Genomic DNA, 23,347 nt, shown 5'->3' with positions numbered 1-23,347 from the left:
CCCGTGTCGAACCAAGTCGCTGCCATGCCGCGCAGGACGCGGGGGCCCTGGGCCGTCGCGTTTGCGAAGCTGGCAAGAAACAGGGCCGCCATGGCGTCCCTGGCCGTGTTCCTCCTCATTGTCCTTGCCTGTTTCAGCGCGCCTCTCTACGCGAAATGGGCTGGTACAGACCCCTTCGCCTCGACGCTCGACGCCGTCATCCAGATCGACGGCGTCGACGTTCCGGTGATGGAACAATCGACCGAAGGGCTCGGGCTTGGCTACACGCCCATCGGCCCGACCTGGCGGCTCGGCAACTATTTCCTCGGCGCCGACAGCCAAGGGCGCGATGTCATGGCGCGGATGCTCTATGGCGGGCTGAGTTCGCTGCTGATCTCGGGAGCCGCCACCATCTTCACCCTGGTCCTCGGCACGGCGGCGGGACTGGTCGCCGGCTATTTCGGCGGCATCACCGACACGGTGCTGTCGCGCTTCCTGGACGTGCTGTGGGCGTTCCCGATCTATCTCCTGGCGATTTCCCTCTCCATCGTCACCATCGCGCAAGGCATTTCGATCGGACCGATCGAGATCGAGTCCGGCAGCCTGTGGCTGCCGGTCATCATCATCGGCATCGTCTACGTGCCTTACGTGGCGCGTCCGATACGCGGGCAGGTCCTGTCACTGCGCCACAGCGAATTCGTCATGGCCTCGATCAATTTGGGCGTTCCGGGATCACGGATCCTGTGGCGCGACATCCTGCCCAACATCACCACCACGCTCATTGTCTTCATCCCGTTGATGATGGCGCTGAACATGCTGACGGAATCAGCACTTTCCTTCCTGTCGATCGGCGTCCAGCCACCCGCGGCGAGCTGGGGAACCATCATTCAGGACGGGCAGGCGCTGCTTTACACCAGGCCGCTTGTGGCGCTGGCGCCGGGTCTGGCGATCGCTGTCTCCGTCATGGCGCTCAACGTCTTCGGCGACGGGCTGCGTGACGCGCTCGACCCGCGCTCCAAGGTTCGGCTGGGGCGCGACTGATGATCTACGCCATCCTGCGCCGCTTCGGTCAGATGCTGTTCGTGATGTTCGGCATTTCGGTCATCGTGTTCCTGATTTTCTTCGCGACGCCGGGCGCCGACCCCGCCGCCCGCATCGCGGGCCGCAACGCGTCGCCCGAAGTGCTGGAAGCGGTGCGTCACAGCTTCGGCTTCGACCGGCCGCTCTATGTGCAATATGTGACGATGATGGAGAAAATCTTCGTCACGGGAGACCTGACCTCCTTCGTCAATCGCGGCTGGAAGGTGGTGCCGGCGGTGATGGATTCAATTCCGGTCACCCTCTCGCTGGTGTTCGGGGCCGCGATCCTGTGGGTGGTCGTTTCAATCGTCATCGGCATCGTTGCCGCCGCAACGCGCGACAGTTGGCTGGACCGGCTGCTGATGGCGTTGGGATTGCTCGGTATTTCCATGCCGGTCTACTGGCTGGGGGAGGTGATGAACCTGATCACCCAGAGCCGCTACCACGATAGCTGGGCATTCTCCTGGGTGCCGCCGCTTGGCTACAAGAATTTCTCCGACGATCCGAAAGGTTGGTTCCTGACGCTGGTCATTCCCTGGATCACGCTGGCCATCCTCTATATCGGCATCTACGGGCGCGTCTTGCGCGCGGCGATCATTGAATCGATGCAGGAAGATTATATCCGCACCGCCCGGGCCAAGGGCCTGTCGGAGACCCGCATCCTGCTGCGCCATGCCTTGCGCACGTCGCTCATCGCCTTCGTCACGCTGTTCGGCCTCGACTTCGGCGCGCTGGTGGGCGGCTCGGCGCTTTTGACCGAAGTGGTGTTCGGACTGCACGGCATCGGCAAGCTCACCTATGACGCGCTGCAGAACCTCGACCTGCCGATGATCATGGCGACGGTGATGTACGCGTCCATGTTCGTGGTGGTCGCCAACGCCGTCGTCGATTTCGTCTACATCCTTCTCGATCCGCGCCTGAGGACATCATGATATTGTCGGTGCGCGATCTCAAAGTATCGTTTCGGACCGATGACGGGCCCGTGAGGGCCATCGACGGCGTTTCCTTCGACCTCGCGGAAAGCGAAATCCTCGGCGTCGTGGGCGAGTCCGGCTCCGGCAAGACGGTGTCGCTGCTGGCGGTGATGGGGCTCATCACCGATCCCAACGCCATCATCGAAGGCTCGATCCGCTACAAGGGCCGCGAACTGGTCGGACTGCCCGCGCGGGAGCTTCGTCGTCTACGCGGCAACGAGATCGCGATGATCTTCCAGGATCCGATGACGGCGCTGACACCGGTCTACACCATCGGCTGGCAGATCGCCGAACAGATCCGCGCCCATCGCAACATCAGCAAGTCCAAGGCCATGGAGCGGGTGGAGGAACTGCTGGCGGAGGTGAATTTTCCCAATCCGCACGAAGCGATGTCGCGCTATCCGCACCAGCTCTCCGGCGGCATGCGCCAACGCGCGGTGATCGCGATGGCGCTGTCCTGCAACCCGGCGCTGCTGGTGGCCGACGAGCCGACCACCGCGCTCGACGTCACCGTGCAGGCCGGCATTCTCGATCTCGTGCGCAAGCTGCGCGCAACGCACAAATCGGCCGTCGTCTTCATCACGCATGACATGGGCGTGGTCTCCGAACTCGCTGACCGGGTGATGGTCATGTATGCCGGCCGCATCGTCGAACGCGGCAGCCGCACAGAGTTGTTTTCCGACCCGCAGCACCCCTATACGCGTGCCTTGCTCGGCTCTATCCCGCCGCTGACCGGTGCGAAGCCTCGTCGCCTGCCGGCCATCCCAGGGTCACCGCCATCGCTGCTGCGATTGCCGCAAGGCTGCGCCTTCGGGCCGCGCTGCCCGGTCCGGTACGAGCCCTGTCTGACCGGCAAGCCTGACCTTGGCGCCGCCACCCACGCGGCGGCGTGTTTCCGAGTGGCGCAGGCATGAGCGGAGAGATGACCGACACTGACCGTCCAATCCTCGAAACACGCTCGCTCGGCAAGCGCTTCTCGATCGGCACCCGCTTTTCGGCCGAGGGCAGGCGAACCGTCCATGCCGTCGACAATGTGTCGCTGACGGTGCGGCGCGGCGAGACCGTTGGACTGGTCGGCGAGTCCGGATGCGGCAAGTCCACACTGGCGCGTTGCCTGGTGAGGCTCTACGACATATCGGACGGTCAACTCCTGTTCGAAGGCGACGACATCACCTCGAAGTCGCTGTCGGAACTCAGGCCGCTGCGGCGCCGCCTGCAAATGGTCTTCCAGGACCCGTCGGCCTCGCTCAATCCGCGCCGGCGTGTCGGCGATCTGGTGGCGGAGCCGCTGCGCATCCATGGCAAGCTTTCGTCCCGCGAGATTTCCGCGCGCGTTGCGGAGCTGTTCGACCTTGTCGGGCTGCAGCCGGACCATGTCATGCGCTATCCCCATGAATTCTCCGGCGGGCAACGCCAGCGCGTCGGCATTGCGCGGGCGATTGCGCTCAATCCCGATCTCGTCGTGCTGGACGAACCGGTCTCGGCGCTCGACGTGTCGGTGCAGGCGCAGATCGTCAACCTGCTTGCCGACCTCCAGGAGAAGCTGAACCTCACCTATGTCTTCATCGCCCACGATCTTTCCGTGGTGCGGCAGGTCTCGACCCGTATCGCCGTCATGTATCTCGGCTCGATCGTCGAAGAGGGACCAGCAGAAGAGGTGTTCGCATCGCCCGCCCATCCCTACAGCCAGGCGCTGATCTCGGCCGTTCCTGTCGTCGAGACGACACCCGGCGGGACGCGCAAGCGCATTATCCTCACCGGCGACGTGCCGAGCCCGCTCAATCCGCCTTCCGGATGCCGGTTCCATCCCCGCTGTCCGATAGCGGCGGAGCGGTGCCGTACGGAGCGGCCCGAGGTCGTTGAGTATCGACCTGGCCGCAAAGTCGCGTGTCATTTCCCGACGATCAGCCCCGCGATTCTGCCCGCGCACGGATGATCTCGCCCGACAGGCGAAAAAAATTCGACTTGCCATGGAACCGCCTGCGTCGCGGCGCGTTTTGTGTGGTTCGGCCGCGTATCGCGACCGATCGGGAGGAAGTCATGGACTATCTGCATTTCTTTTCACCCGTGCGGATTTCGCGCGGGCAGGGGCACCCTGTAGAAGAAGTCGATAGCGTTGCCGAGGCCATGGTTTTTTTGCGTAAATGGCCAGCAGGACGGCGCGGTCCTGTCTATCAATGCGCGCTGAATTGCTGCGCGGCTGCCTTGTCCGGCCAAATGTCGGCGGAAGAAGCAAGGAAAGCCTTCACCGGCTTTGCCCGAATTACGCGACTCCTGGACGACGACATGGCTTTGCCGATCGCCGGCAACAGCATGGCGAGCATACACGCGCTGCGTCGATAAGCGGCGTGCCGTTCTGCCGATGATGGTTCGTGCCCGTTGCGGGCGCGGGAGGGTGGTTTTCGCGCCTCGAGCCAGGCGGTCCCGGCATCCGCATCACCAGTCGACGCGGTAGCGGTCGATCACCCAAAGCCATGATCCGTCTGCTTGCCGGCGCGCGACCTCACTCGTCACGTCGCCATCCGGAAGGCGGGTCGAGGTCAGCGCCAGATCACCGCAAATCAAGGCCGCACGCTGCTCACCGACGGCGAACTTACGGCCCGAGGCGGTGATGTCGGCATAGTAGCGGCGAATGGCTTCATGGCCGCGCACGAATTGTCCATCGCCACAGTCGATCACCGCATCCGGTTCGAACAATGCCGTCATGCCGTCGACATCACCCGCATGTTGGCGCGCAATCAGCGATGGCTCCAGTTCCTGCGGATCGTAGATCGGGTTTGCCGGGCTTGTGTCGTTCATGGCGGTAATTCCATTGTTGGGAAGGAGCCTATCGCAACCGGCTCGAATAGGCTCCTGGCAGGTCGAGGCATTGCTTGGCTCAACAAGCCAACAGGCCCGAACGCGCACGGGTTTGGCCGGGGATGGCGGACAGTTTGAAAGCAGCGGCAAATACGCTACATGTCGCGGCAAGACCCGATCCGAGTAGATCGGACTACCTGGAAAACCAACCCGAACAATATGTTGAACGCCAAGATCGCCATAGCCCCGATGATGGACTGGACGGACCGGCATTGCCGCTTCTTCCATCGCCGGCTGACGACGCATGCGCTGCTCTACACCGAGATGGTGGTGGCCGACGCGGTCATTCATGGCGCGCGCCAGCGCTTGCTTGGCTTCGACGAGGCGGAGCATCCGGTCGCCCTGCAGCTTGGCGGTTCGGATCCGGCAAAGCTCGTCGAAGCGGCGCGCATCGGCGAAGCCTTCGGCTATGACGAGATCAATCTCAATGTCGGCTGCCCGTCCGACCGCGTCCAGTCGGGCACGTTCGGCGCCTGCCTGATGAAAGTGCCCGATCTCGTCGCCGATTGCGTCGCGGCGATGAAGGCGGCAGTGAAAGTTCCAGTCACGGTCAAATGCAGGATCGGCGTCGACGAACAGGACCCCGAGCCGGCGCTCGACGCGCTGGCGAATGGCGTTTTCGATGCCGGCGCCGACGCCTTGTGGGTGCATGCGCGCAAGGCGTGGCTGGAAGGGCTGAGCCCGAAGGAAAACCGCGACATCCCGCCGCTCGATTACGGCAGGGTCTATCGTCTGAAGAGCGGAAAACCGAGCAAATTCATCGGCATCAATGGCGGCATTCAGTCGCTTGAAGAGGCGCGGACGCATCTCGATCATGTCGATGGCGCCATGCTTGGCCGCGCTGCCTACCACACGCCCGGCATTCTGACCGGTGTCGACGCCGCCTTCTACGGCGCACGGCCGGAGACATTCGATTTCGCGGCGCTGATCGATGCGATGGCGCACTACGCGGCACGGCATATCGAACAGGGCGGCAGGCTTGGCCATGTCACCCGCCATATGGTCGGCCTGTTTCACGGCCTGCCCGGCGCGCGCCGCTACCGCCAGATCCTGTCGACCGACGCAACGCGGCCTGGCGCCGGGCCGGACGTGCTGAAGACCGCGTTCGCGGCCATCGAATTCGGCGGGGCCGCAGCCGAGGCTGCCTGATCTCAGTCCCTCAGGATCATACGGTCGCCGCGCACGTCGAAACCCGACAGCGAGCCGATGAAGTTCATGCCGAGCAGGCTTTGGCTCAGCATGCCGGGAGCCGCCACCATCACCGACATGTCCTTGCGCACGATGCCGCCGATCGCCAGTTCGTCGGTCTTGACCGCCGCGGCGCGTGCCATGCCGTTGGCCGTTGAAACCGGTATGGTGTAGTTGAGCGTTGCGGGGTTGAAGCCTGCGGCCTGCGCGTCCTGCGAGGTCAGTACGGTGCTGGTCGCGCCGGTGTCGACGACGGCGCGGACCGGGTTGCCGTTGACCAGGATACGCGCTTCGAAATGACCGTTGTCGGCCTTGTCGAGGGTCACGGTGGCGTGGCCATCCTCGACGCCGAGCGCCAGCGGGCTGCCAGGAACGAGGCCGGCGGTCACCCGGCTGGCGACGTCCTGCAGTTCGTAACGATATTGATAGCCGGCGATCAGCACCAGCACGATGGCCGCCCAGGCGCCGAGGTTGCGGGCCACCACGCCGAGCGGCGCCGACCGCAGCAAGCCGGCGCCGATGAGGGCGCCGAAGGCGCCAAACCAGATCAGCCGGCCAAAATCGTAATTCTCGACGCCGAGCGTGCTGCCGGCCGGATCATTCAGCATCAGCAAGACCACTCCCACGCCGATCACAGCCATCACGGTCCAGAACAGCCGGCTGCTCATTCTTGCCTCGCTAGAGTGCGTCGCGCTCGCGCGCCATGCGGGTGCGGCGCGTTTCCCGACGCGGCCGGCGTTCGACGGTTTCCAGCCGGGCCGGCAGTTCGGCCATCACGCTGCGGCGCGTCTCGGGCGTCATCCCCATCCAGGCACCGATCTCGTCGCGCGTGCGGCCGCAACCGAAGCAGAAGCCGGTTTTCATATCGATCGAACAGACCAGGATGCAGGGAGATTCGATGGTCGTCATGACTTTCTCTGAGGGAATTCCATCCGCAGATCCGCTCTTCCTCCTCCACATGGTGCAACGGCAATGCCAATGCAAGCCCTCGCGATCGCGCCTTCCGCGGCTGCCTTTGCGGCAAACCGGCAAGGACCATCGAGGAGGTTGTGCCGATGACGCAAGGCGGCTATGCCGCTCGCCAACTCCAGAAGTGATTTGCCTCCGATATGACCAGCGCGCTGCCTTTCGACGATTTTCGCAACCTGCTCGACAATTTGCCGGCCGGGGACCTCAATGCCGAGGCGCGCGTGCGTACGCTGTTTGCCAGGGCTGACAAGCCGGCCAACTCGCTTGGCCGCGTCGAGGACATGGCCGCATGGCTTGCCGCATGGAGCGGCCGGGCCCCGCCCGCCGTGACCAGGCCGCTAATGGCCGTCTTTGCCGGCAACCATGGCGTTGTCAGGCACCACATTTCGCCAAGGCCGGTGGCGGCGACGGCCAACGCGGTCGAGCTTTGCGCGGCGGGCGGTGCGGCGATCAACCAGATCTGTATCGCCAACGATCTCGGGCTGAAAGTGTTCGATCTTGCCTTGCACATACCGACCGGCGACATCACGGAGGATGCCGCGCTCGACGAGCGTGGTTGCGCGGCGACCATGGCCTTCGGCATGGAGGCGATCGCCGGCGGCACCGACCTGCTTTGCCTCGGCGATCTCGGCGTCGGCAACTCCACCGTGGCTGCCACCTTGTTCACCGCGCTGTTCGGAGGCAGGGGTGCCGACTGGGTTGGTCCGGGATCTGGCGCCGATGCCGCCATGCAGATCCGCAAGGCCGAAGTGGTCGACGCCGCGCTGGCTCTTCACGGCGCTCAACTGGAAGATCCGCTCGAAGCGCTGCGCAGGGTCGGAGGCCGCGAGTTCGCGGCGATAGCCGGCGCCATCCTCGCCGCGCGCATGCAGCAGATACCGGTCCTGCTCGACGGCTTTGCGGCAACAGCCGCGGCGGCCGTGCTGTATGTGGCCAATCCCGCCGCCCTCGATCACTGCCTGCTCGCCAGCCTGTCGCCGGAACCGGCGCATGGCAGGGCAGCCGAACTCCTCGGATTGCGTCCGCTGCTCGATCTGGGCATCGGCCATGGCGAGGGGGCAGGAGCGGCCCTGGCGGCCGGGCTCGTCAAGGCATCGGCGCTGACCAGTTCGGGCATGGCGGCGGCGGTTCGGGGGTAACGACGCCGTACTCAGTGTTGGCCAGTCCCTACCGCCGCCGCGCGGCGACAGCGGCGGTCGGCAGCGCCGGCAGTTCTTCCATCACCCGGCTCAGCGGAAAGATGGCTATCGCTTCCGTGCCTTCGCGCAGCTTGGAATGAAGCTCGAACTCGCCGCCATGCATGGCAAGCAGCCCTTGCACGATCGGCAGGCCAAGCCCAGTGCCCTGTTCGGCGCTTTTGATGGCGATCGACCCCTGGCCGAAGGCTGACAGCACGACGGGAATCTCGTCCTCGGGAATGCCAGGGCCATTGTCCTTGATCGAGATGTATTGGCCACCGCCCGCCGTCCAGCCCACGCGGACGCGGATTTCGCCGCCGGTGGCGGTGAATTTTATGGCGTTGGACAGAAGGTTGAGCGTGATCTGGCGCACGGCGCGCTCGTCGGCGAACAGGCGCGGCAATGTCTGTTCGAAATCCTGGATGACGCGGATATCCTTGTTGCGCGCCTTCAACTCCATCATGTGGCAACAATCCTCTACGATGTTGAGCAGCATCACCGGCTCTTCGTTGAGCTGATAGCGGCCGGCCTCGATGCGCGACAGGTCGAGTATCTCGTTGATCAGGTCGAGCAAATGCTGGCCGGAATCATGCACGTCACGGGCATAATCGCGATAGGTGGGATTGCTCATCGGTCCCAGCACCTCGTTCGCCATCACCTCGGAAAAACCTAGAATGGCGTTGAGCGGGGTGCGCAATTCATGGCTCATCGAGGCGAGGAAACGTGATTTCGCCAGATTGGCGTCCTCGGCCCGCCGTCGCGCTTCGTCCGACATCGATTTCGCCGTCTCCAGTTCGACGATCAGCGCATCCTTCTCGGACCGGAAAGACAAGAGCATCAGCGAGGAGCGGTTGAGGTGGCGGGCGACATAGGCGAAGAAGGGCAGTGACAGCACCAGCAGTCCGGCCATGATCACATCGACCGGCATCCACGCTTTGGTGCCGACATAGGCGTAAAGCGCCACCGGGACGGCAAAGGTTGCCAGCAGGGCGCCGCTTAGGGACGAGGCCATGACGGCCGTTCCGGCCATGGCCAACAGCAACACCACCGCCTTGACCACCTGGAACTGGTCGACCGCGCAGACACCGCAGCCCAGCAATACGAACCAAGCCCAGCCGAGGCCGCACAGGAAGTGGGCGACCAGGAATTCCCTTCGCGTTTGCAATGGGTTGAGCGCGGAAGCTTCAGTCCGCTCGATCCGCCTCGCCATGAAGGCGACAATGGTGTAGCAGGTGAGCGTGACCAGCGCCCAAAGCCCGATCTCGTTGCCGACACCGGCGAGACGGCCGGCCGCGGCGATCGCCAGCACAAGCAGCGGGATGACCACGGCGCCGCTAGTCATGGCCCGCGCGTGGAGCTTCAGCAGTTCGCGATCGAAATCGGGGTTGCCGGCCTGCTGCGAAAGACGGTCGCGCGTCTTGCGCACCGCGCGCGCGACATCGCTGTTGCGATGCCGTTTCATGCGGTCCACAATGAACTTGTCCGCTGTGTTCGAGCGTTGCAAGGGCATCAAAAACTTCAGTTTATGCGTGCAGCGGTTTCAAGGTGTTAAGCTACGTTCGAATGATTAACCAACCGTTTGCCATATGAGCCGTTCGTGGTCGCCGAGGTCGCGCCGGCGGTACGCCGCACCGCGACCGAGAAGCCTGTGGCGCAAGCTGCTCGACTACGGGCTGGCCGTCATCATCCTGGGGCTGCTGATCCTGCTTGCGGCGCGTCTCGACCGGGTGGAGACGCGCAAGACACAAGGTACGGCCGTCATAAACGACGGCGATTCGATCACGCTGGGCACGGAGCGCATCCGCATGCGCGGCATCGATGCTCCAGAATACACCCAGACCTGCCGCAAGAACGGCGTCGATTATGCCTGCGGCACGCTGGCGCGCCAATCGCTGGTGCGCCTGATTGCCAGCAGGCCGGTCACTTGCAGCGGCTGGCAGCGCGATCGCTACGGCCGGTTGCTTGGCGACTGCAAGGCCGGCGACACCAACCTCAACCGCGCCCAGGTCGAAGCGGGCTGGGCTGTTGCCTATGGCGACTTCGAGGGCGAGGAAGCGACGGCGCGCGCGGCGAGGCTCGGCATCTGGGCAGGCACGTTCGACCGGCCGCAGGACTGGCGCGACAGCCACCATGGCGAGGTCGTCGAACGAAAACACGGGACGCTGGCGTCGATCGGCGACGCTGTTCGCGAGATCTTTCGCTTCTGGTGAAGCCTTGTCTGGCGTAACGAAAAGGAGGATGGACATGAAGCTGTTCGACGGCGGCCGGGCGCCCAACCCGCGGCGGGTTCGCGTTTTTCTGGCCGAAAAGGGGATCGCCGTTCCACTGGTGCCGGTCGACATGGGCGCACTGGAGCACAGGCAGCAGTCGGTCAGTTCGCGCAATCCGCTGCGGCGTCTGCCGGTTCTTGAGCTCGATGACGGCACCATCCTTACCGAATCCGTCGCCATCTGCCGCTACTTCGAGGAACTCCATCCCGAGCCGGCATTGTTCGGGCGCGGCGCGCTCGGCAGGGCGCGGGTCGAGATGTGGCAGAGACGGATGGAGTTCAACCTGCTCAGCAGCGTCGCGCAGGCCTTCCGTCACATCCATCCGGCCATGAAGGAATGGGAAATCCCGCAGATTCCAGAGTGGGGCGAAGCCAACAAGCCGAAGGCGGTCGAATTCCTGAAAATTCTCGACGGCGAGTTGGCAGATCGGGAATTCGCCGCCGGCGACAGCTATTCGATCGCCGACATCACGGGGCTGATCGCGATCGATTTCATGAAGCCGGCACGCATCAAGGTGCCGGAGGAATGCACCAATGTGTTGCGCTGGCACCAGGCTGTCTCCGGCCGGCCGAGTGCCGCCGCTTGAGCGTCGAACTGGACAAGCTCGCGGCAACGGTCCGCGCCTGCCGCATCTGCGTCGACAATCCCATCGGCAAGCCGTTGCCGCATGAACCGCGGCCGGTGCTGCGACCCTCGTCCAGCGCCCGCATTCTGATCGCCAGCCAGGCGCCCGGAACCAAGGTGCATCTGTCGGGCATGCCTTTCACCGATGCGTCCGGCGACCGCCTGCGCAGTTGGCTTGGCGTGACCAGCGAGGAATTCTACGACACCGGGAAGTTCGCCATCGTGCCGATGGGCTTCTGCTTTCCCGGACAAGACGCCGAGGGTGGCGACCTTCCGCCGAGACGCGAATGCGCCCCGGCGTGGCGCGCGCCCCTGATGGCGCTGATGCCGCGCATCGACCTGGTGCTGACGATCGGCATCTATGCGCAGACCTGGCACATGGGCGCGGCGCGGCGCCCCTCGCTGACGGAAACGGTGATGGACTGGCGCGCCATCTGGGAGAGTTCCGTCAGCCCCAAAGTGCTGCCATTGCCGCATCCCTCCTGGCGCAACACCGGCTGGTTGAAGCAGAATCCCTGGTTTGAAATGGATTTGCTGCCCTTCCTGCGGTCGGAAATCCGCTATCGTCTCCATTAGCCATTCAGCAAGAAATCACTCGCTTTTTCGCCTGATGGCAGAATTTCTTTCTTGTGAACGGCCTAGATAAAAGGGATTATGGCGAAACTATTCCACGAGGAGCCTCCGATGGACCGCCTTGACCGAAAAATTCTCCGCCTCCTGCAGGAGGACGCGACGCTCGCGGTCGCCGATGTTGCCAAGAAAGTCGGCCTGTCGACCACGCCGTGCTGGCGGCGTATCCAGAAGCTCGAGGAAGAGGGCGTCATCAAGCGCCGCGTCGCCATTCTCGACCACGAAAAGGTCAATGTGCGCGTCACCGTCTTCGTGTCGATCCGCACCAATTCGCACAGCCATGAATGGCTACGGCGGTTTTCCGAGGTCATCCAGGAATTCCCGGAAGTGGTCGAATTCTATCGCATGAGCGGCGATGTCGATTATCTGCTGCGCGTTGTCGTGCCCGACATCGCCGCCTATGACGCCTTCTACAAGCGGCTGATCGCCAAGATCGAAATCCGTGACGTATCGTCGTCCTTCGCCATGGAGCAGATCAAATACACGACCGAGATCCCGCTCGACTACATGGTGCTGGACAAGGAATCGGGCGCCAACGCGGCCTGAGGCCGCGCTCAGTTCTTCTTGTTGAGGAACGTCCAGGGCGAATTGACCGGCAGGACTACGGAGTCGGGTACGGTATCGATTGCCACGACCTCGGCCTTGCGCACCGAATAGCCGGACTGGATGACGCTGACGCCGTCGAGGATGAACAGCTGGCTCTTTTCCATGTCCGGCTTCAAGGCGCCGGTGACGGAGACGGATTCGTATGCCTCCGTCATCTTGTACGGATGGGCTGGCGTGACCAGCACGATCTGGTTGGGCGGCGGCGTCGGCATGTGGCTGCAAGCGCCGGTCCAGGGCACCAGCAGGAACTGGTAGACGAGGTCGCCGTCGCGATCGACCGGTAATACATAGCCGGCTAATTGTACCGTCTTATCCTGCAGTCCGACCGATAGCGTTTCACCGTGGTCGGGCAATTTTGCCGCGATCATCGGCAGTTCGGCGTCCTGTGCGACCGCCTGGGTTGCCGGGCGCAGGTCCTTCCAGAAGATGTGCATGGTCTCTGCCGAAGCGCCACCAGCGTCGAACGCGAATGTCGCGGCAGCGAGCGCGATGACGGATTTGAGATGAGTGCCCATTGGCCGTTTCCCTTCGCTGCGGAGTAAAGACGCCAGCGCCAGTCGCGTCAACGCGCCGGCGCAATCAACAGGTCGTCATCCGCGGCCCGAGGATAGCGAGGCATGGCGCGTTCGACCCCGTCAGGACACGCTCTCAAGCCTTGGCGGCGATACGCTGAAGCGTCCTGGCATCCGACAATTCCCTGACCGCATCCTTGCCGATCCAGCGCGACGTCTTGTCCGGGGAAGCCGCAAGTTCCTGCGCCAACGCAAGGGCAGAGGCGTGCAGTTCCGCCGATCGTTTGCCGATCTGCCGCAGCGCCCAGTTGACCGCCTTCCTGACGAAATTACGCTCGTCGCAGGCATGCGTTTCGATCAAGAACAGATAGGCCTGGAAGGTCGCATCTGGCTCCTTCTTCAGATGCACCGCTGCCCATGCCAGCATGGCGAATGCCGTGCGGCGGACAAATTCGCGCTCGTCGGAAGCGAATTCGTCGATCAGTTCGCGCCAGAACGGCGTATCGACGAACATGTCGGAGACGGTATCGACCACTTCCCAGCTGTCGAAATCGTCGGCCCAGCGGCGGCATGTCGCAATGGTGATCTTCTTCGGCTCGCCGGTGAAGGCGGCCATCAGCCGTGCTTCGCGAATGCCGCTGTCCCACAGCGCCTGGGCTCGCTCCTGGTCGCGTTTCACCTTGCGCGCCAAGGGTCGCAAGTCCGCATTGCCAACGCCGAGCGCGGTCGCGGTCTTGATGCCGAACCGCGCCATTCCGGCCCGGTTTTCCTCTGTACCGATCGAGCGCAAATGCGCGACGATCTCCTGCGCGGTCCAGTTCGGAGCGGGCAGGGACATTGCCGCCTACTTCTCCAGCCGCGCCAGCAGCGAGGACGTGTCCCAGCGCTTGCCACCCATCGCCTGCACGTCCTTGTAGAACTGGTCGACCAGCGCGGTCACCGGCAGCCGGGCGCCATTGCGGTCGGCCTCTTCAAGGCAGATGCCGAGATCCTTGCGCATCCAGTCGACGGCGAAGCCGAAATCATATTTACCGGCATTCATGGTCTTGTGCCGGTTTTCCATCTGCCAGGAGCCAGCGGCGCCCTTGGAAATCACCTCGATCACCTTCTCGATGTCGAGCCCGGCCTTCTTGCCGAAATGGATGCCTTCCGACAGTCCCTGCACCAGTCCGGCGATGCAGATCTGGTTGATCATCTTAGTCAGCTGGCCGGCACCCGCCGGCCCCATCAAGCCGACCATGCGGGCATAGGCGTCGATGATCGGCCTGGCCTGGTCGAACGCAGCCTGATCGCCGCCGACCATGACGGTCAGCACGCCGTTCTCGGCGCCGGCCTGGCCACCGGAGACCGGCGCGTCGAGAAACGAGAATCCTCCCGACTGCGCGGCTTCGGCCAACTCGCGCGCGACTTCGGCCGAAGCCGTCGTGTTGTCGATGAAGACCGAGCCCTTCTTCATTGCCTTGAAGGCGCCTTCCGGCCCCGTGGTCACCGAGCGCAGATCGTCGTCATTGCCGACGCAGGAAAAGACGAAATCCTTGCCTTCGGCGGCCTGCGCCGGTGTCGCGGCATGGCTGCCGCCATGTTGGGCGACCCATTGCTCGCCTTTCGCGCCGGTGCGGTTGTAGACGGTGACGTCGTGGCCGCCCTTGTTCTTCAGGTGTCCGGCCATGGGATAGCCCATGACGCCAAGACCGAGAAATGCCACCGATGCCATACCTTGTCCTTCCGGCGAAACAGAGTTTTCAGTCGCGGAAGCTCTAGGCCATGCGGCGAATTCGTCAAGGCGCGCGCCACCCGCATCGACTGGCACAGGCCAGGCGGAAACGGCTGGCTGAGGTCAGCGATGCAGATGGATGGTGATCCGGCGCTCTATCCATTCGACGCCATGGCGCAGAATCTCGACCATCACCAGATAGACGATGGCGACCCAGACATAGGCCTGGAAATCGAAGGATTTGGCATAGGCGAGCTTGGCGTTGCCCATCAGGTCATAGACGGTGATGATGGCGACGATGGCCGAAGCCTTGATCATCAGGACTAGCTCATTGCCGTAGGGCCGCAAGGCCACGATGAACGCCTGCGGCAGGATGACCTTGCGCAGCGTCTGCAGCTTGTGCAGGCCGAGCGAGGCAGCGCCTTCCCACTGGCCCCTGGGCACGCTCTCTATGGCGCCGCGCAGGATCTCGGCCTGGTAGGCGGCGGTGTTGAGCGCGAAGGCAAACACGCCGCAGTTGAAGGCTTCCCGGAAGAACCACCACAATCCGACGGATTCGAGCTGTGGCCGGAAGGAGCCCAGCCCGTAATAGACCAGGTATACCTGGACGAGCAGCGGTGTGCCGCGGAAGAAATAGACATAGCAATAGGCAAGGCCGGACAAGAACCGGTTCCGCGACATGCGGCCATAGGTGACCGGCAGCGAAAAGATCGCGCCCACCACCATGGAAATCGCGACGAGCGACAGCGTGGTCCAAAGCCCCTGCAGATAGGCCGGCGCATATCTGGCAAAGAACTCGCCATTCCAGGCGTAGATGAGATAGGCGAGGATGCCGATGCTGAAGAGGATCCATAAGCCGACGAGCGCATAGCCCACGATACGGGCGCGCGGCCAGCCGCGTGCCCGCGGCGGCGGCCGTTCGACTGAAATGGCCTCGCTGACGCTCATCGCGGCTGCCTCCGTCCCAGCGAGCGCAAGATGAACCCCGTCGCGATCGACGACAGGATCGCCAAAACGAGGAACACCAGGGCCGCCACGCTGTAGAACAGGAACGCGTGTTTCGTGACGCGCGCGGCCACGCCCGCATTGCGCAAGGTTTCGGCGAGGTTGACGACCGAAACCAGGGCGGTGTCCTTGAGCAGGCTGAGCCAGCAATTCTCGAGGCCGGGAAAGGCGATGCGCAGCAGTTGCGGCAAGATTATCTTGCGCATGGTCAGCCACTTCGAAAGGCCGATCGCGTAGCCGCCCTCATACTGGCCCTTGGGAATGGCGCGAAAGGCCGAGAGAAACACCTCGCTGGCATAGGAAGAAAAGATCAGCGACAGCACGATCATGCCGGCAATGAAGCTGTCGACGTCGATCGTCGCCTCGGGCTTGAAGAGGCGGATGACGTATTGCAGCAGAATGGGCATGCCGAAAAAGAACAGGAACAGCGTCACCAGTTCAGGCAGGCCTCGAAACACGGTGGTGTAGATATTGGCGGCCACCCGCAGCGACGGTTCTTCGGACTGTTTGGCCCAGGCTACGAAAAAGCCGATCGTCAGGCCGATCGGCAGCGTTGCAAGTGCGAGCGCGATGGTAACCAACGCGCCATAGGCAATATCGTCACTCCAGCCCTCGGGTCCCCAACTGAGCAGTGTCCATATGCTTTGGGCTGGCATTGACCGGTGTTACCCCCACGGCGCTCCCGAGACGAAAAAGGCGGCAGGGTATCCCTGCCGCCTTGGCATGACTATCAGGACTCGGCGCCGTAGACGTCGAACTTGAAGTACTTGTCGTTGATTTCCTTATATTTTCCGTTGGCGCGAATGGCGTCGATGGCGGAATTCAGCTTGTTGACGAGGTCTGTGTCGCCCTTGCGGACGGCAATGCCGGCGCCAGGCCCGAAGATTTCGACCGGTTGCGGCTTGGGCTGGCCGAGAATCTTGCAGCAGGCGCCGTCGGGCGAATCCAACCACTGCTGCAGCACGACAATGTCGTCCTCGATGGCGTCGAGGCGGCCATTGGCCAGGTCAGCCTGTTCCTCGGGGCTGCTCGGATAACCCTTGATGGTGCTGTCCGTATAAGTCTTCGAGGCATAGTTGAAATGCGTCGTCGTGGTGGCCACGCCGATGTTCTTGCCGGCAAGGTCTTCCTTGGTAACGCCCTTGAGCGGCGAATCCTTCGGCACGGCAAGCGCCGACGGGGTATTGTAGTATTTGTGCGAGAAGTCGACCTTCTCCTGACGCTCCGGTGTGATCGACATCGAGGCAACGATGGCGTCGAACTTGCCGGCTTGAAGAGCTGGAATGATACCGTCCCAATCCTGGGCGACGAAGGTGCACTTGACCTTCATCTCATCGCAAAGCGCCTTGGCGATGTCGATATCGAAGCCGACAAGCTGGCCATCGGCGGTGAGGTTGTTGAATGGGGGGTAGGCGCCTTCGGTGCCGATCCGCAGGGTCTTTTCCTGGGCCTGGGCTACGCCGAGCGTCAGCAGCGCAGCCGATGCGGCGAGCGCGATACGCAGTGCAATACGCATGATAGTCCTCTCTTTATGGTCCCGGCCGTCGTTCCGAAACGGCTCTGTGGGGCGGTGCTTTTGACCGCCCGCTGACGGCGATACTCCCACTCTTTCCAAGAAAAAAGCAACTGCAAAACCGCCGAAATCGGTAATGAGGTTCTGCCGTTACGTTACTTCTCAAGCAACGAGGCCGGTCGTGCGCTCGATGAAGTCGGCTATGGATTTTGCGTCGTCGAGGTCGAACACCGGCAGATGCTCGCCGGCAATGACGAAATCGGCGGCGATGGCGACAATATTGGGATCACCTGCTGAAAGCGGCGTGCGGTCCTTAGCCTCCAGCCGCCGCGCTTCGACCTTGAGGTGGGCTTCGCGCTTGTAGCCTTCGACCAGGACGATGTCGCAGGGGGCGAGCCGTGACAGGATGGCGTCCAGCGGCGGCTCCTGCTCGCCTCGCAGCTCATGCATCAGCGCCCAGCGATTGCCCGATACGATCGCAACCTCGGTTGCGCCGGCCTGACGGTGGCGGAAGCTGTCCGCGCCGGGCTTGTCGATGTCGAAATCATGATGGGCGTGCTTGACCGTGGAGACTGTCCAGCCGCGCCGCACGAGCTCTGCGACCAGCTTTTCGGTCAGGGTGGTCTTGCCGGAGTTTTTCCAGCCGGTGATGCCGAAGACGCGTCTGTTCATGATGTCATGCTCTGCAACAGGTCTTCGGCCCGGGCAAGATCGTCCGGCACGTTGATGTTGAAGAAAGGATCGACGGGTTGGCCGGCGGATTGCAGGACCGGGAATTCGACCTCGACATGGCCCTGCCTTTCGATGAAGGCCGAAACCCGCCTGTTGTCCTCGCCGACCAGGAAATGCCGCAAGGCGCCACGGCATTCGACGGGCCACAGCGCGAAAGTCGGGTGGCGCCTGCCTGAGGAGAACGCGACGGCGATCGAACCGGGATGTCCACCAGCCGCGGCCACCAGACGATCGACAAGATCCGCTGGCAGGAAAGGCGTGTCGCCGGCCGCGCTGACGATTGCCTTGCAAGGCGTACCGGCAGCGGCCCATTCGAGGCCGGTGAGTATCCCGGCAAGCGGCCCGGCAAAGCCTTCGACGGTATCGGCGAGCACCGGCAGCCCGAAACGGGCGAATCGTGCCGGGTCGCCATTGGCGCTCAGCGCCAGCATGTCGAGTTGCGGACCAAACCGGGACAGGACTTCATCAAGCACGCAGCCACCACCGAGCGGCAACAGGCTTTTGTCGCCGCCGCCCATCCGCCTCGACTGGCCACCGGCCAGGATGATCCCCGCTACATCCAGATTCATGCAATTCAGCCTGTACCCCGGCCGCCGGAAACCGCAAGCAACTTCACCACAAGCAACTTCAAGGGCCGTGGCTAGATTCCGTCCGGCGCCATGGCCGGACCGGTGGTTTCGGCGACGATCCTGCGCCGGCCGACCACCCGCTCGCGATAAAGCGCGTAGAGACCAGAGCCGACGACGATGGTGGCGCCGGCGATCATCGGCATGTCCGGTATGTCACCGAATATGATCAGGCCAAGCAATATCGACCAGAGCAGTGCGGTATAGCGGAAGGGCGCGATGAAAGAGATCTCGCCCGAGCGCATCGCCATGATGATGAATTGGTACCCGATGAGCACCAGAACCGCCGCAAGTGCCAGTAGCGCCGTGCCCTTGCCGGTCATCGGTGTCCATCCACCCATGGGAGACAGCAGCGCCGCGCCGACGATGGTCATGGCAAGCGCGGTGGCCGTCGAGACCAGCATCGTGGGGATGGCTTTCGGGATGCGCTTGGTCGAGAGGTCGCGCACGGTGCAACACGCGACGGAGGCAAGCGCCCAAAGAGAATAGACGCTGAAGCCGTCGAAGCCCGGCCGCACGATAACCAGCACGCCGATAAAGCCGACCGCGATCGCGAGCCAGCGCCGCCAGCCTACCGCTTCGCCGAAAAACAGGGCGGCCCCCATCGTCACGGCCAGCGGCAGCGCCTGCAGAACGGCGGAGACGCTGCCGATCGGCAAATGGGCGAGTGCGACCAGGAAGGACACCGTGGCGCCCGCTTCACCCAGCACACGGATCGCCACCATCGGATGCAGCATCAGGCGAGGCTGGACGAGGGCGCCGCGTTGCCAGGCAAGCACGCCGACGAAGAGCGAGGCGAATGCCCCTCTGATCAGCATGACCTGCGCCATGTTCATCGACTGCGAAGAGTATTTGGTAATGGCGTCGTTGAGCGTGAAGCCAACCATCGCCACCATCATGAACAATGCGCCGCGAAGATTTGGAGAAAGGGGCAAGACACCTACCGGTTGCTTTGGCAAGCAAGCCTGTAACAGCCCGCCACGAAACAGCAACGGCAAAGGGCTGGGCCAGAACCGGATATCCATCTTCGCCGGCGTGAAATCATCCTGCGGTCAGGTTACACTTGGTATCGGAAGGCGGTATCGCCTCCCGATACGTGTCCAGCCGCGGCGGCGGCTATTTCTTCGGTGTCAGCACTTCGGTGCCATTGCCTTCCTTGCCGGCAATGGTCCACAGGCCATGCAGCGACCCGTCATCCTCGACCTTGTAGACGACGAGGCCGATATCCTTGTCCATGACGTAGCCGGCGGAGAATGCGTTGTCGTTGCGCATGCAGATGCCATCCGAGGACGAGCCGCCCGTCTCCCAGTGGATCGTGCAGGTGGTGCCGCTGGTCAGCGTGATGGTGGCTTCGCCGCCATAGGTCGAGCCGTCGAAATTGGTGCCGGCGACGGTGTAGGTGCCGCCGATCGACTGGGCAGCCGCAGGCAAGGCAGCGAAACCGAGGAAGGCGAAGGAAAGAAGAAGTTTGCGCATGATGTCATCCCCCACAGAGCGATAGCCGCTACGCGACGTAGGCTAGGCGGGAAAATTCCGGGGGTAAATCAGGCGGGCATTCACTGACGGAGATTTGTTTGCGGTGTGGCTAAAATACTCGTGGTCCACCTAAGGTTCACGGTCCCTTGAGGCTGCCGGCGATGGCGCCGACCAGCGGATTATATTTAGATTTCAACGCCGGCAGATAGTCGATCCAGACCGTCCGGATCACGCCATCCCTGCCAAACAGACGCCGCTCGTAGAAGATCTTCCCATCCTTCATGCCCGACAGCACCGCCCAGTCCTTTCCGGTCTTGCTGTAGGTCACCTTGTAGCCTGGCTCCTTGCTCGCCTTTTCGCCGGCGACGAAGTTTTTCGGCGTGTCGTCGTCGATGTTGAGGATGCCCGAGCATGTCAGGCTGGCGCCGTCCTTGCTCAGCCATATCTGGCCATCGCCGTTTTCTGGCTCGGGCTGGCGATCGGTGAAGATTTCGTCGGGAAAGGTGCAGACGGTGCCGAAGCGCTCGTTCACGTAGGTGGATTGCGCGGCAATCGCGGCGCCCGCCGAGATCACGACCAGAGATGTAGCGATTGAAAAAATCCGTCGCATGTCTTGCCCCGAAGCCAATGATTGCGAGGCAATTCTCGCACAGGCAGGCGAGAAGGTCAGCCGCCCGTAACACTCATATGCCGCGATACCGATGGTCGGCTGGTGCGCCGGTCGATGATGAAGTCATGGCCTTTCGGCTTGCGGCCGATAGCCTCGTCTATCGCCGCGGCGACGAGTTCGTTGCCCTCGGACGCGCGCAGCGGCGCGCGCAGGTCCGCAGCGTCCTCCTGGCCGAGGCACATATAGAGCGTACCTGTGCAGGTCAGCCGCACGCGATTGCAGCTTTCGCAGAAATTATGCGTCATCGGCGTGATGAAGCCGAGTTTGCCGCCTGTCTCGGCGACGTGGACGTAGCGCGCCGGGCCGCCGGTCTTGAAGGGAATGTCGGTCAGCGTGAACTGGCGCTCGAGCGAGGCGCGCAGCAGCGACAGCGGCAGATACTGGTCGGTGCGGTCGGCGTCGATCTCGCCCATCGGCATGGTTTCGATGACCGTCAGGTCCATGCCGCGGCCATGCGCCCAGCGCATCATTTCGGGCAGTTCGGCGTCATTGAAGTCCTTCAGCGCCACTGCGTTGAGTTTGACCTTCAGTCCGGCCGCCTGCGCGGCATCGATGCCTGCCATGACCTTGCCGAGGTGGCCCCAGCGGGTGACGGCGTGGAATTTGTCGGCATCGAGCGTGTCGAGTGAAACATTGATGCGCTTGACGCCACAGTCGGCGAGTTCGGCGGCGAAGCGCGACAGCTGCGAGCCGTTGGTGGTCAGCGTCAGCTCTTCCAGCGCGCCGCTTTCCAGATGCCGCGAAAGCTGGCGCACCAGATGCATGATGTTCTTGCGCACCAGCGGCTCACCGCCGGTGAGGCGCAGCCGCCTGACACCCTTTTCGATGAACACAGTGCAGAGGCGGTCGAGTTCTTCGAGCGACAGCAGGTCCTTCTTGGGCAGGAAGGCCATATCCTCGGCCATGCAATAGGTGCAGCGGAAATCGCAGCGGTCGGTGACCGACACTCTGAGATAGCTGATCGTGCGACCGAAGGGGTCGATCATGTTCATGTTTGCGCGCTTCCGTGGCCGTTGCCGGCGTCGTCATATGCGTCGTTATATACAGCTATGTGATACGATCCAGCCCGCCATTCAAGATAGCCGGCCTCGATCTTTGGTAACATCTCCCGACCGACATTGCGTGTCGGACACCTTCCACGCCCTTTGCGCACGGCGCGAAGCAGAGTACGGAAGGACATTCAAGCAGGACCGACCATGACAGCGCCAAAAGAACTGAGGGTCTCCATGGACCGCAAGCTGCTTACCGTGACGTTTCCCGGCCATCAGCCGTTCGAACTGCCAGCGGAGCTTTTGCGCGTAGCCTCGCCCTCGGCCGAGGTACAGGGCCATTCGCCCGAACAGAGGGTGACGGTTCCCGGCAAGCGCAACGTGGCCATCCTCAAGATCGAGCCGGTCGGCAATTATGCCGTGCGCATCACCTTCGACGATTTCCATGACACCGGCATCTTCACCTGGAACTATCTGCACACGCTCGGCCACGAGAAGGACGAGCGCTGGAACATCTATGTCGCGGAACTCGCCGAGAAGGGCCTGAGCCGCGATGGTTAGCCGCCGTCGTCGTCGTCAAAACGTCATGGATCGGGAGTAGGGGGCGGCGGATCGGGAGACGAAGAAAGATGTCGGTCATCACCACAGTCGAGCAGCTCGAAGCCCTTTACGGGCTGCCCGGTGAAGCGTCCGTGGTCAAGGAACTCGACCATGTCATTCCCGAGTATGCCGCCTTTATCGAAGCCTCACCCTTTGTCGCACTCGCGACCAGCGGGCCGGAGGGGCTGGACTGTTCGCCGCGCGGCGATCTCGCCGGCTTCGTGCGCATTGTCGACGCGAAAACACTGATGATGCCCGACCGGCGCGGCAACAACCGTGCCGATTCGCTGAAGAACATCATCAGGGATCCGCGCGTCGGCCTTCTGTTCCTTGTGCCGGGGTCCGGCACCACGCTGCGCATCAACGGCCGGGCGCATATCACCACCGACGCAACGCTGTGCGCGTCGTTCACGGTCGACGGCAAGCCGGCGCGTTCGGTGACCGTGGTCGATGTCGATTCGGTCTATTTCCAGTGCGCCCGGGCGATCGTGCGGTCGGAACTCTGGAATCCGGCCAGGCACATCGATCCGAAATCGCTGCCAACACCCGGACAGATCCTGGAAATCACCAGCCGCAAGAACATCGACGGCGAAACCTACGACAGGGAATGGCCGGAGCGGGCGAAGAAGTCGATGTGGTAGCCGAACGGGCAGGGGCCGCTCACGCCTCGTTCAGCACTTCATAAATTTTGCGCATCTGCTCGCCGATCATGTCGCATTGCTCCGGCGTCGACTGGCTCATTGCCTTTTCGATCAGCGCCATATGGACTTTCAGCGCCTGCATCAACAGCGCCTCGCCGGCTTCGGTCAGCGTAAGCCGCAAGATGCGCTTGTCCTTCTCGTCGCCTTCGCGCCGCAGCAGGCCGCGCGCCTCCAGTTGCGGCAGCAGCATGGTGATGTTGGAGCGGCCGACGAGCAGCTTGCGGGCAAGGTCGTGCTGCGACATGCCGGGATGCCGGTAGAGGTTCATCAGCACGTCGAGTTGTGCCGGCTTCAGGTCGAGCGGCGCGAGCTTCACCGCCAGCGTGCGCTCCAGCACATGGCAGGCGCGCGCCACCGCGACCCAGTTGCGAAAACGCGGGTTGTCCCAGGGTAGCTCTTGTTTATTGTTCATCTTTGAACTATTATGTTCATGCTTGAACGTATGGATGGAT

At 63.0% G+C, this 23,347-nt stretch carries 30 protein-coding genes; 13 read left to right on the top strand and 17 right to left on the bottom strand.

Annotated elements, in window-relative coordinates; genetic code table 11:
• Window positions 1-3: 3 nt before the first annotated feature.
• From FJ967_RS03420 to FJ967_RS03400, 5 genes are all read left to right on the top strand, one after another.
• Window positions 4-1,020, top strand: coding sequence for an ABC transporter permease (locus FJ967_RS03420; protein WP_140730272.1), 1,017 nt, complete (start codon window positions 4-6; stop codon window positions 1,018-1,020).
• Complete coding sequence (locus FJ967_RS03415) at window positions 1,020-1,991, top strand: ABC transporter permease (protein ID WP_140730271.1); 972 nt, start codon at window positions 1,020-1,022, stop codon at window positions 1,989-1,991. Before FJ967_RS03420 ends, FJ967_RS03415 begins: the two co-directional genes overlap by 1 nt.
• Window positions 1,988-2,947, top strand: coding sequence for an ABC transporter ATP-binding protein (locus FJ967_RS03410; protein ID WP_140730270.1), 960 nt, complete (start codon window positions 1,988-1,990; stop codon window positions 2,945-2,947). The genes FJ967_RS03415 and FJ967_RS03410 overlap by 4 nt, the downstream gene beginning before the upstream one ends.
• Window positions 2,948-2,955: 8 nt before the next feature.
• On the top strand, window positions 2,956-3,969 hold the full coding sequence (locus tag FJ967_RS03405) for a dipeptide ABC transporter ATP-binding protein (RefSeq protein ID WP_140730269.1): 1,014 nt from the start codon (window positions 2,956-2,958) through the stop codon (window positions 3,967-3,969).
• A gap of 104 nt (window positions 3,970-4,073) precedes the next feature.
• Window positions 4,074-4,376 carry a DUF982 domain-containing protein gene (locus FJ967_RS03400; protein ID WP_140730268.1) on the top strand — a complete coding sequence of 101 codons (303 nt, stop codon included), beginning with the start codon at window positions 4,074-4,076 and terminating at the stop codon, window positions 4,374-4,376.
• Window positions 4,377-4,469: 93 nt separating this feature from the next.
• Here the strand turns inward: FJ967_RS03400 and FJ967_RS03395 are convergent, their stop codons facing one another.
• Complete coding sequence (locus tag FJ967_RS03395; RefSeq protein ID WP_140730267.1) at window positions 4,470-4,832, bottom strand: nuclear transport factor 2 family protein; 363 nt, start codon at window positions 4,830-4,832, stop codon at window positions 4,470-4,472.
• Between the two features lie 219 nt (window positions 4,833-5,051).
• On the opposite strand from FJ967_RS03395, the gene dusA reads away from it, so the two are divergent.
• Window positions 5,052-6,041 (top strand): tRNA dihydrouridine(20/20a) synthase DusA, encoded by a 990-nt coding sequence (dusA, locus tag FJ967_RS03390; RefSeq protein WP_140730266.1) that lies wholly within the window; start codon window positions 5,052-5,054, stop codon window positions 6,039-6,041.
• A 2-nt stretch (window positions 6,042-6,043) separates the two neighbouring features.
• Here the strand turns inward: dusA and FJ967_RS03385 are convergent, their stop codons facing one another.
• Window positions 6,044-6,748 (bottom strand): TIGR02281 family clan AA aspartic protease, encoded by a 705-nt coding sequence (locus FJ967_RS03385; RefSeq protein WP_140730265.1) that lies wholly within the window; start codon window positions 6,746-6,748, stop codon window positions 6,044-6,046.
• Between the two features lie 10 nt (window positions 6,749-6,758).
• Complete coding sequence (locus FJ967_RS03380; RefSeq protein WP_140730264.1) at window positions 6,759-6,989, bottom strand: DUF1289 domain-containing protein; 231 nt, start codon at window positions 6,987-6,989, stop codon at window positions 6,759-6,761.
• 200 nt (window positions 6,990-7,189) lie between these two features.
• Between FJ967_RS03380 and FJ967_RS03375 the strand changes: the two genes are divergently transcribed.
• Window positions 7,190-8,188 (top strand): nicotinate-nucleotide--dimethylbenzimidazole phosphoribosyltransferase, encoded by a 999-nt coding sequence (locus tag FJ967_RS03375; RefSeq protein WP_140730263.1) that lies wholly within the window; start codon window positions 7,190-7,192, stop codon window positions 8,186-8,188.
• A 28-nt stretch (window positions 8,189-8,216) separates the two neighbouring features.
• Here FJ967_RS03375 and FJ967_RS03370 read toward each other — a convergent pair whose 3' ends face one another.
• Window positions 8,217-9,737: a HAMP domain-containing sensor histidine kinase gene (locus tag FJ967_RS03370; protein ID WP_140730262.1), complete on the bottom strand. Its 1,521-nt coding sequence runs from the start codon at window positions 9,735-9,737 to the stop codon at window positions 8,217-8,219.
• 76 nt (window positions 9,738-9,813) lie between these two features.
• Here FJ967_RS03370 and FJ967_RS03365 point away from each other — a divergent pair, with 76 nt between their 5' ends.
• The 4 genes from FJ967_RS03365 to FJ967_RS03350 all read left to right on the top strand — a co-directional run bounded on the left by FJ967_RS03365 (window position 9,814) and on the right by FJ967_RS03350 (window position 12,297).
• Window positions 9,814-10,437 (top strand): thermonuclease family protein, encoded by a 624-nt coding sequence (locus FJ967_RS03365; RefSeq protein WP_140730261.1) that lies wholly within the window; start codon window positions 9,814-9,816, stop codon window positions 10,435-10,437.
• A 34-nt stretch (window positions 10,438-10,471) separates the two neighbouring features.
• Window positions 10,472-11,083, top strand: a complete 612-nt coding sequence (locus FJ967_RS03360; protein WP_140730260.1) for a glutathione S-transferase — start codon at window positions 10,472-10,474, stop codon at window positions 11,081-11,083.
• Window positions 11,023-11,697, top strand: coding sequence for a uracil-DNA glycosylase family protein (locus FJ967_RS03355; RefSeq protein ID WP_140730259.1), 675 nt, complete (start codon window positions 11,023-11,025; stop codon window positions 11,695-11,697). The genes FJ967_RS03360 and FJ967_RS03355 overlap by 61 nt, the downstream gene beginning before the upstream one ends.
• Before the next feature lie 108 nt (window positions 11,698-11,805).
• Window positions 11,806-12,297, top strand: a complete 492-nt coding sequence (locus FJ967_RS03350) for an Lrp/AsnC family transcriptional regulator (protein ID WP_006205209.1) — start codon at window positions 11,806-11,808, stop codon at window positions 12,295-12,297.
• Window positions 12,298-12,305: 8 nt separating this feature from the next.
• Here FJ967_RS03350 and FJ967_RS03345 read toward each other — a convergent pair whose 3' ends face one another.
• From FJ967_RS03345 to moaA, 12 genes are all read right to left on the bottom strand, one after another.
• The gene (locus FJ967_RS03345) at window positions 12,306-12,872 is read right to left on the bottom strand and encodes a DUF3299 domain-containing protein (protein WP_140730258.1); all 567 of its coding nucleotides are present in this window, start codon (window positions 12,870-12,872) and stop codon (window positions 12,306-12,308) included.
• Between the two features lie 133 nt (window positions 12,873-13,005).
• Entirely contained in the window at window positions 13,006-13,707 is a 702-nt protein-coding gene (locus tag FJ967_RS03340) for a DNA alkylation repair protein (protein ID WP_140730257.1), read from the bottom strand.
• 6 nt (window positions 13,708-13,713) lie between these two features.
• Window positions 13,714-14,583: an NAD(P)-dependent oxidoreductase gene (locus tag FJ967_RS03335; protein ID WP_140730256.1), complete on the bottom strand. Its 870-nt coding sequence runs from the start codon at window positions 14,581-14,583 to the stop codon at window positions 13,714-13,716.
• Between the two features lie 123 nt (window positions 14,584-14,706).
• On the bottom strand, window positions 14,707-15,531 hold the full coding sequence (locus FJ967_RS03330; RefSeq protein WP_140730255.1) for an ABC transporter permease: 825 nt from the start codon (window positions 15,529-15,531) through the stop codon (window positions 14,707-14,709).
• On the bottom strand, window positions 15,528-16,244 hold the full coding sequence (locus FJ967_RS03325; RefSeq protein ID WP_140730254.1) for an ABC transporter permease: 717 nt from the start codon (window positions 16,242-16,244) through the stop codon (window positions 15,528-15,530). Before FJ967_RS03325 ends, FJ967_RS03330 begins: the two co-directional genes overlap by 4 nt.
• Before the next feature lie 74 nt (window positions 16,245-16,318).
• A complete protein-coding gene (locus FJ967_RS03320) occupies window positions 16,319-17,104 on the bottom strand; it encodes an ABC transporter substrate-binding protein (RefSeq protein ID WP_140730253.1) in 786 nt (261 codons plus the stop codon).
• Between the two features lie 159 nt (window positions 17,105-17,263).
• Window positions 17,264-17,773 carry a molybdopterin-guanine dinucleotide biosynthesis protein B gene (gene mobB, locus FJ967_RS03315; RefSeq protein WP_140730252.1) on the bottom strand — a complete coding sequence of 170 codons (510 nt, stop codon included), beginning with the start codon at window positions 17,771-17,773 and terminating at the stop codon, window positions 17,264-17,266.
• Window positions 17,770-18,402 (bottom strand): molybdenum cofactor guanylyltransferase MobA, encoded by a 633-nt coding sequence (gene mobA / locus FJ967_RS03310; protein WP_140730251.1) that lies wholly within the window; start codon window positions 18,400-18,402, stop codon window positions 17,770-17,772. Before mobA ends, mobB begins: the two co-directional genes overlap by 4 nt.
• A gap of 71 nt (window positions 18,403-18,473) precedes the next feature.
• A complete protein-coding gene (locus FJ967_RS03305) occupies window positions 18,474-19,394 on the bottom strand; it encodes a DMT family transporter (protein WP_140730250.1) in 921 nt (306 codons plus the stop codon).
• A gap of 181 nt (window positions 19,395-19,575) precedes the next feature.
• Window positions 19,576-19,935: a hypothetical protein gene (locus tag FJ967_RS03300; RefSeq protein ID WP_140730249.1), complete on the bottom strand. Its 360-nt coding sequence runs from the start codon at window positions 19,933-19,935 to the stop codon at window positions 19,576-19,578.
• 136 nt (window positions 19,936-20,071) lie between these two features.
• Entirely contained in the window at window positions 20,072-20,545 is a 474-nt protein-coding gene (locus FJ967_RS03295) for a hypothetical protein (RefSeq protein ID WP_140730248.1), read from the bottom strand.
• 56 nt (window positions 20,546-20,601) lie between these two features.
• Window positions 20,602-21,597, bottom strand: coding sequence for a GTP 3',8-cyclase MoaA (gene moaA / locus FJ967_RS03290; RefSeq protein ID WP_140730247.1), 996 nt, complete (start codon window positions 21,595-21,597; stop codon window positions 20,602-20,604).
• Between the two features lie 204 nt (window positions 21,598-21,801).
• Here moaA and FJ967_RS03285 point away from each other — a divergent pair, with 204 nt between their 5' ends.
• On the top strand, window positions 21,802-22,155 hold the full coding sequence (locus FJ967_RS03285) for a DUF971 domain-containing protein (RefSeq protein ID WP_140730246.1): 354 nt from the start codon (window positions 21,802-21,804) through the stop codon (window positions 22,153-22,155).
• A 68-nt stretch (window positions 22,156-22,223) separates the two neighbouring features.
• The gene (locus FJ967_RS03280) at window positions 22,224-22,835 is read left to right on the top strand and encodes a pyridoxamine 5'-phosphate oxidase family protein (protein WP_140730245.1); all 612 of its coding nucleotides are present in this window, start codon (window positions 22,224-22,226) and stop codon (window positions 22,833-22,835) included.
• A gap of 19 nt (window positions 22,836-22,854) precedes the next feature.
• Here the strand turns inward: FJ967_RS03280 and FJ967_RS03275 are convergent, their stop codons facing one another.
• Window positions 22,855-23,307 (bottom strand): MarR family transcriptional regulator, encoded by a 453-nt coding sequence (locus FJ967_RS03275; RefSeq protein WP_140730244.1) that lies wholly within the window; start codon window positions 23,305-23,307, stop codon window positions 22,855-22,857.
• Window positions 23,308-23,347 lie beyond the last annotated feature (40 nt).

The organism is Mesorhizobium sp. B2-3-4 (assembly GCF_006442315.1).
Classification (GTDB): domain Bacteria; phylum Pseudomonadota; class Alphaproteobacteria; order Rhizobiales; family Rhizobiaceae; genus Mesorhizobium.
Note: the sequence above shows the minus strand (reverse complement) of the source record. Positions and strands in the feature narration are given on the sequence as shown.

What these genes read in the sequence shown, in the direction of transcription:
- FJ967_RS03415 (WP_140730271.1), top strand. Translation starts at nt 1,020, where the DNA reads ATGATCTACGCCATCCTGCGCCGCTTCGGTCAGATGCTGTTCGTGATG.
- FJ967_RS03410 (WP_140730270.1), top strand. Translation starts at nt 1,988, where the DNA reads ATGATATTGTCGGTGCGCGATCTCAAAGTATCGTTTCGGACCGATGAC.
- FJ967_RS03405 (WP_140730269.1), top strand. Translation starts at nt 2,956, where the DNA reads ATGACCGACACTGACCGTCCAATCCTCGAAACACGCTCGCTCGGCAAG.
- FJ967_RS03400 (WP_140730268.1), top strand. Translation starts at nt 4,074, where the DNA reads ATGGACTATCTGCATTTCTTTTCACCCGTGCGGATTTCGCGCGGGCAG.
- FJ967_RS03395 (WP_140730267.1), bottom strand. Translation starts at nt 4,832, where the DNA reads ATGAACGACACAAGCCCGGCAAACCCGATCTACGATCCGCAGGAACTG.
- dusA (WP_140730266.1), top strand. Translation starts at nt 5,052, where the DNA reads ATGTTGAACGCCAAGATCGCCATAGCCCCGATGATGGACTGGACGGAC.
- FJ967_RS03385 (WP_140730265.1), bottom strand. Translation starts at nt 6,748, where the DNA reads ATGAGCAGCCGGCTGTTCTGGACCGTGATGGCTGTGATCGGCGTGGGA.
- FJ967_RS03380 (WP_140730264.1), bottom strand. Translation starts at nt 6,989, where the DNA reads ATGACGACCATCGAATCTCCCTGCATCCTGGTCTGTTCGATCGATATG.
- FJ967_RS03375 (WP_140730263.1), top strand. Translation starts at nt 7,190, where the DNA reads ATGACCAGCGCGCTGCCTTTCGACGATTTTCGCAACCTGCTCGACAAT.
- FJ967_RS03370 (WP_140730262.1), bottom strand. Translation starts at nt 9,737, where the DNA reads ATGCCCTTGCAACGCTCGAACACAGCGGACAAGTTCATTGTGGACCGC.
- FJ967_RS03365 (WP_140730261.1), top strand. Translation starts at nt 9,814, where the DNA reads ATGAGCCGTTCGTGGTCGCCGAGGTCGCGCCGGCGGTACGCCGCACCG.
- FJ967_RS03360 (WP_140730260.1), top strand. Translation starts at nt 10,472, where the DNA reads ATGAAGCTGTTCGACGGCGGCCGGGCGCCCAACCCGCGGCGGGTTCGC.
- FJ967_RS03355 (WP_140730259.1), top strand. Translation starts at nt 11,023, where the DNA reads ATGCACCAATGTGTTGCGCTGGCACCAGGCTGTCTCCGGCCGGCCGAG.
- FJ967_RS03350 (WP_006205209.1), top strand. Translation starts at nt 11,806, where the DNA reads ATGGACCGCCTTGACCGAAAAATTCTCCGCCTCCTGCAGGAGGACGCG.
- FJ967_RS03345 (WP_140730258.1), bottom strand. Translation starts at nt 12,872, where the DNA reads ATGGGCACTCATCTCAAATCCGTCATCGCGCTCGCTGCCGCGACATTC.
- FJ967_RS03340 (WP_140730257.1), bottom strand. Translation starts at nt 13,707, where the DNA reads ATGTCCCTGCCCGCTCCGAACTGGACCGCGCAGGAGATCGTCGCGCAT.
- FJ967_RS03335 (WP_140730256.1), bottom strand. Translation starts at nt 14,583, where the DNA reads ATGGCATCGGTGGCATTTCTCGGTCTTGGCGTCATGGGCTATCCCATG.
- FJ967_RS03330 (WP_140730255.1), bottom strand. Translation starts at nt 15,531, where the DNA reads ATGAGCGTCAGCGAGGCCATTTCAGTCGAACGGCCGCCGCCGCGGGCA.
- FJ967_RS03325 (WP_140730254.1), bottom strand. Translation starts at nt 16,244, where the DNA reads ATGCCAGCCCAAAGCATATGGACACTGCTCAGTTGGGGACCCGAGGGC.
- FJ967_RS03320 (WP_140730253.1), bottom strand. Translation starts at nt 17,104, where the DNA reads ATGCGTATTGCACTGCGTATCGCGCTCGCCGCATCGGCTGCGCTGCTG.
- mobB (WP_140730252.1), bottom strand. Translation starts at nt 17,773, where the DNA reads ATGAACAGACGCGTCTTCGGCATCACCGGCTGGAAAAACTCCGGCAAG.
- mobA (WP_140730251.1), bottom strand. Translation starts at nt 18,402, where the DNA reads ATGAATCTGGATGTAGCGGGGATCATCCTGGCCGGTGGCCAGTCGAGG.
- FJ967_RS03300 (WP_140730249.1), bottom strand. Translation starts at nt 19,935, where the DNA reads ATGCGCAAACTTCTTCTTTCCTTCGCCTTCCTCGGTTTCGCTGCCTTG.
- FJ967_RS03295 (WP_140730248.1), bottom strand. Translation starts at nt 20,545, where the DNA reads ATGCGACGGATTTTTTCAATCGCTACATCTCTGGTCGTGATCTCGGCG.
- moaA (WP_140730247.1), bottom strand. Translation starts at nt 21,597, where the DNA reads ATGAACATGATCGACCCCTTCGGTCGCACGATCAGCTATCTCAGAGTG.
- FJ967_RS03285 (WP_140730246.1), top strand. Translation starts at nt 21,802, where the DNA reads ATGACAGCGCCAAAAGAACTGAGGGTCTCCATGGACCGCAAGCTGCTT.
- FJ967_RS03280 (WP_140730245.1), top strand. Translation starts at nt 22,224, where the DNA reads ATGTCGGTCATCACCACAGTCGAGCAGCTCGAAGCCCTTTACGGGCTG.
- FJ967_RS03275 (WP_140730244.1), bottom strand. Translation starts at nt 23,307, where the DNA reads ATGAACAATAAACAAGAGCTACCCTGGGACAACCCGCGTTTTCGCAAC.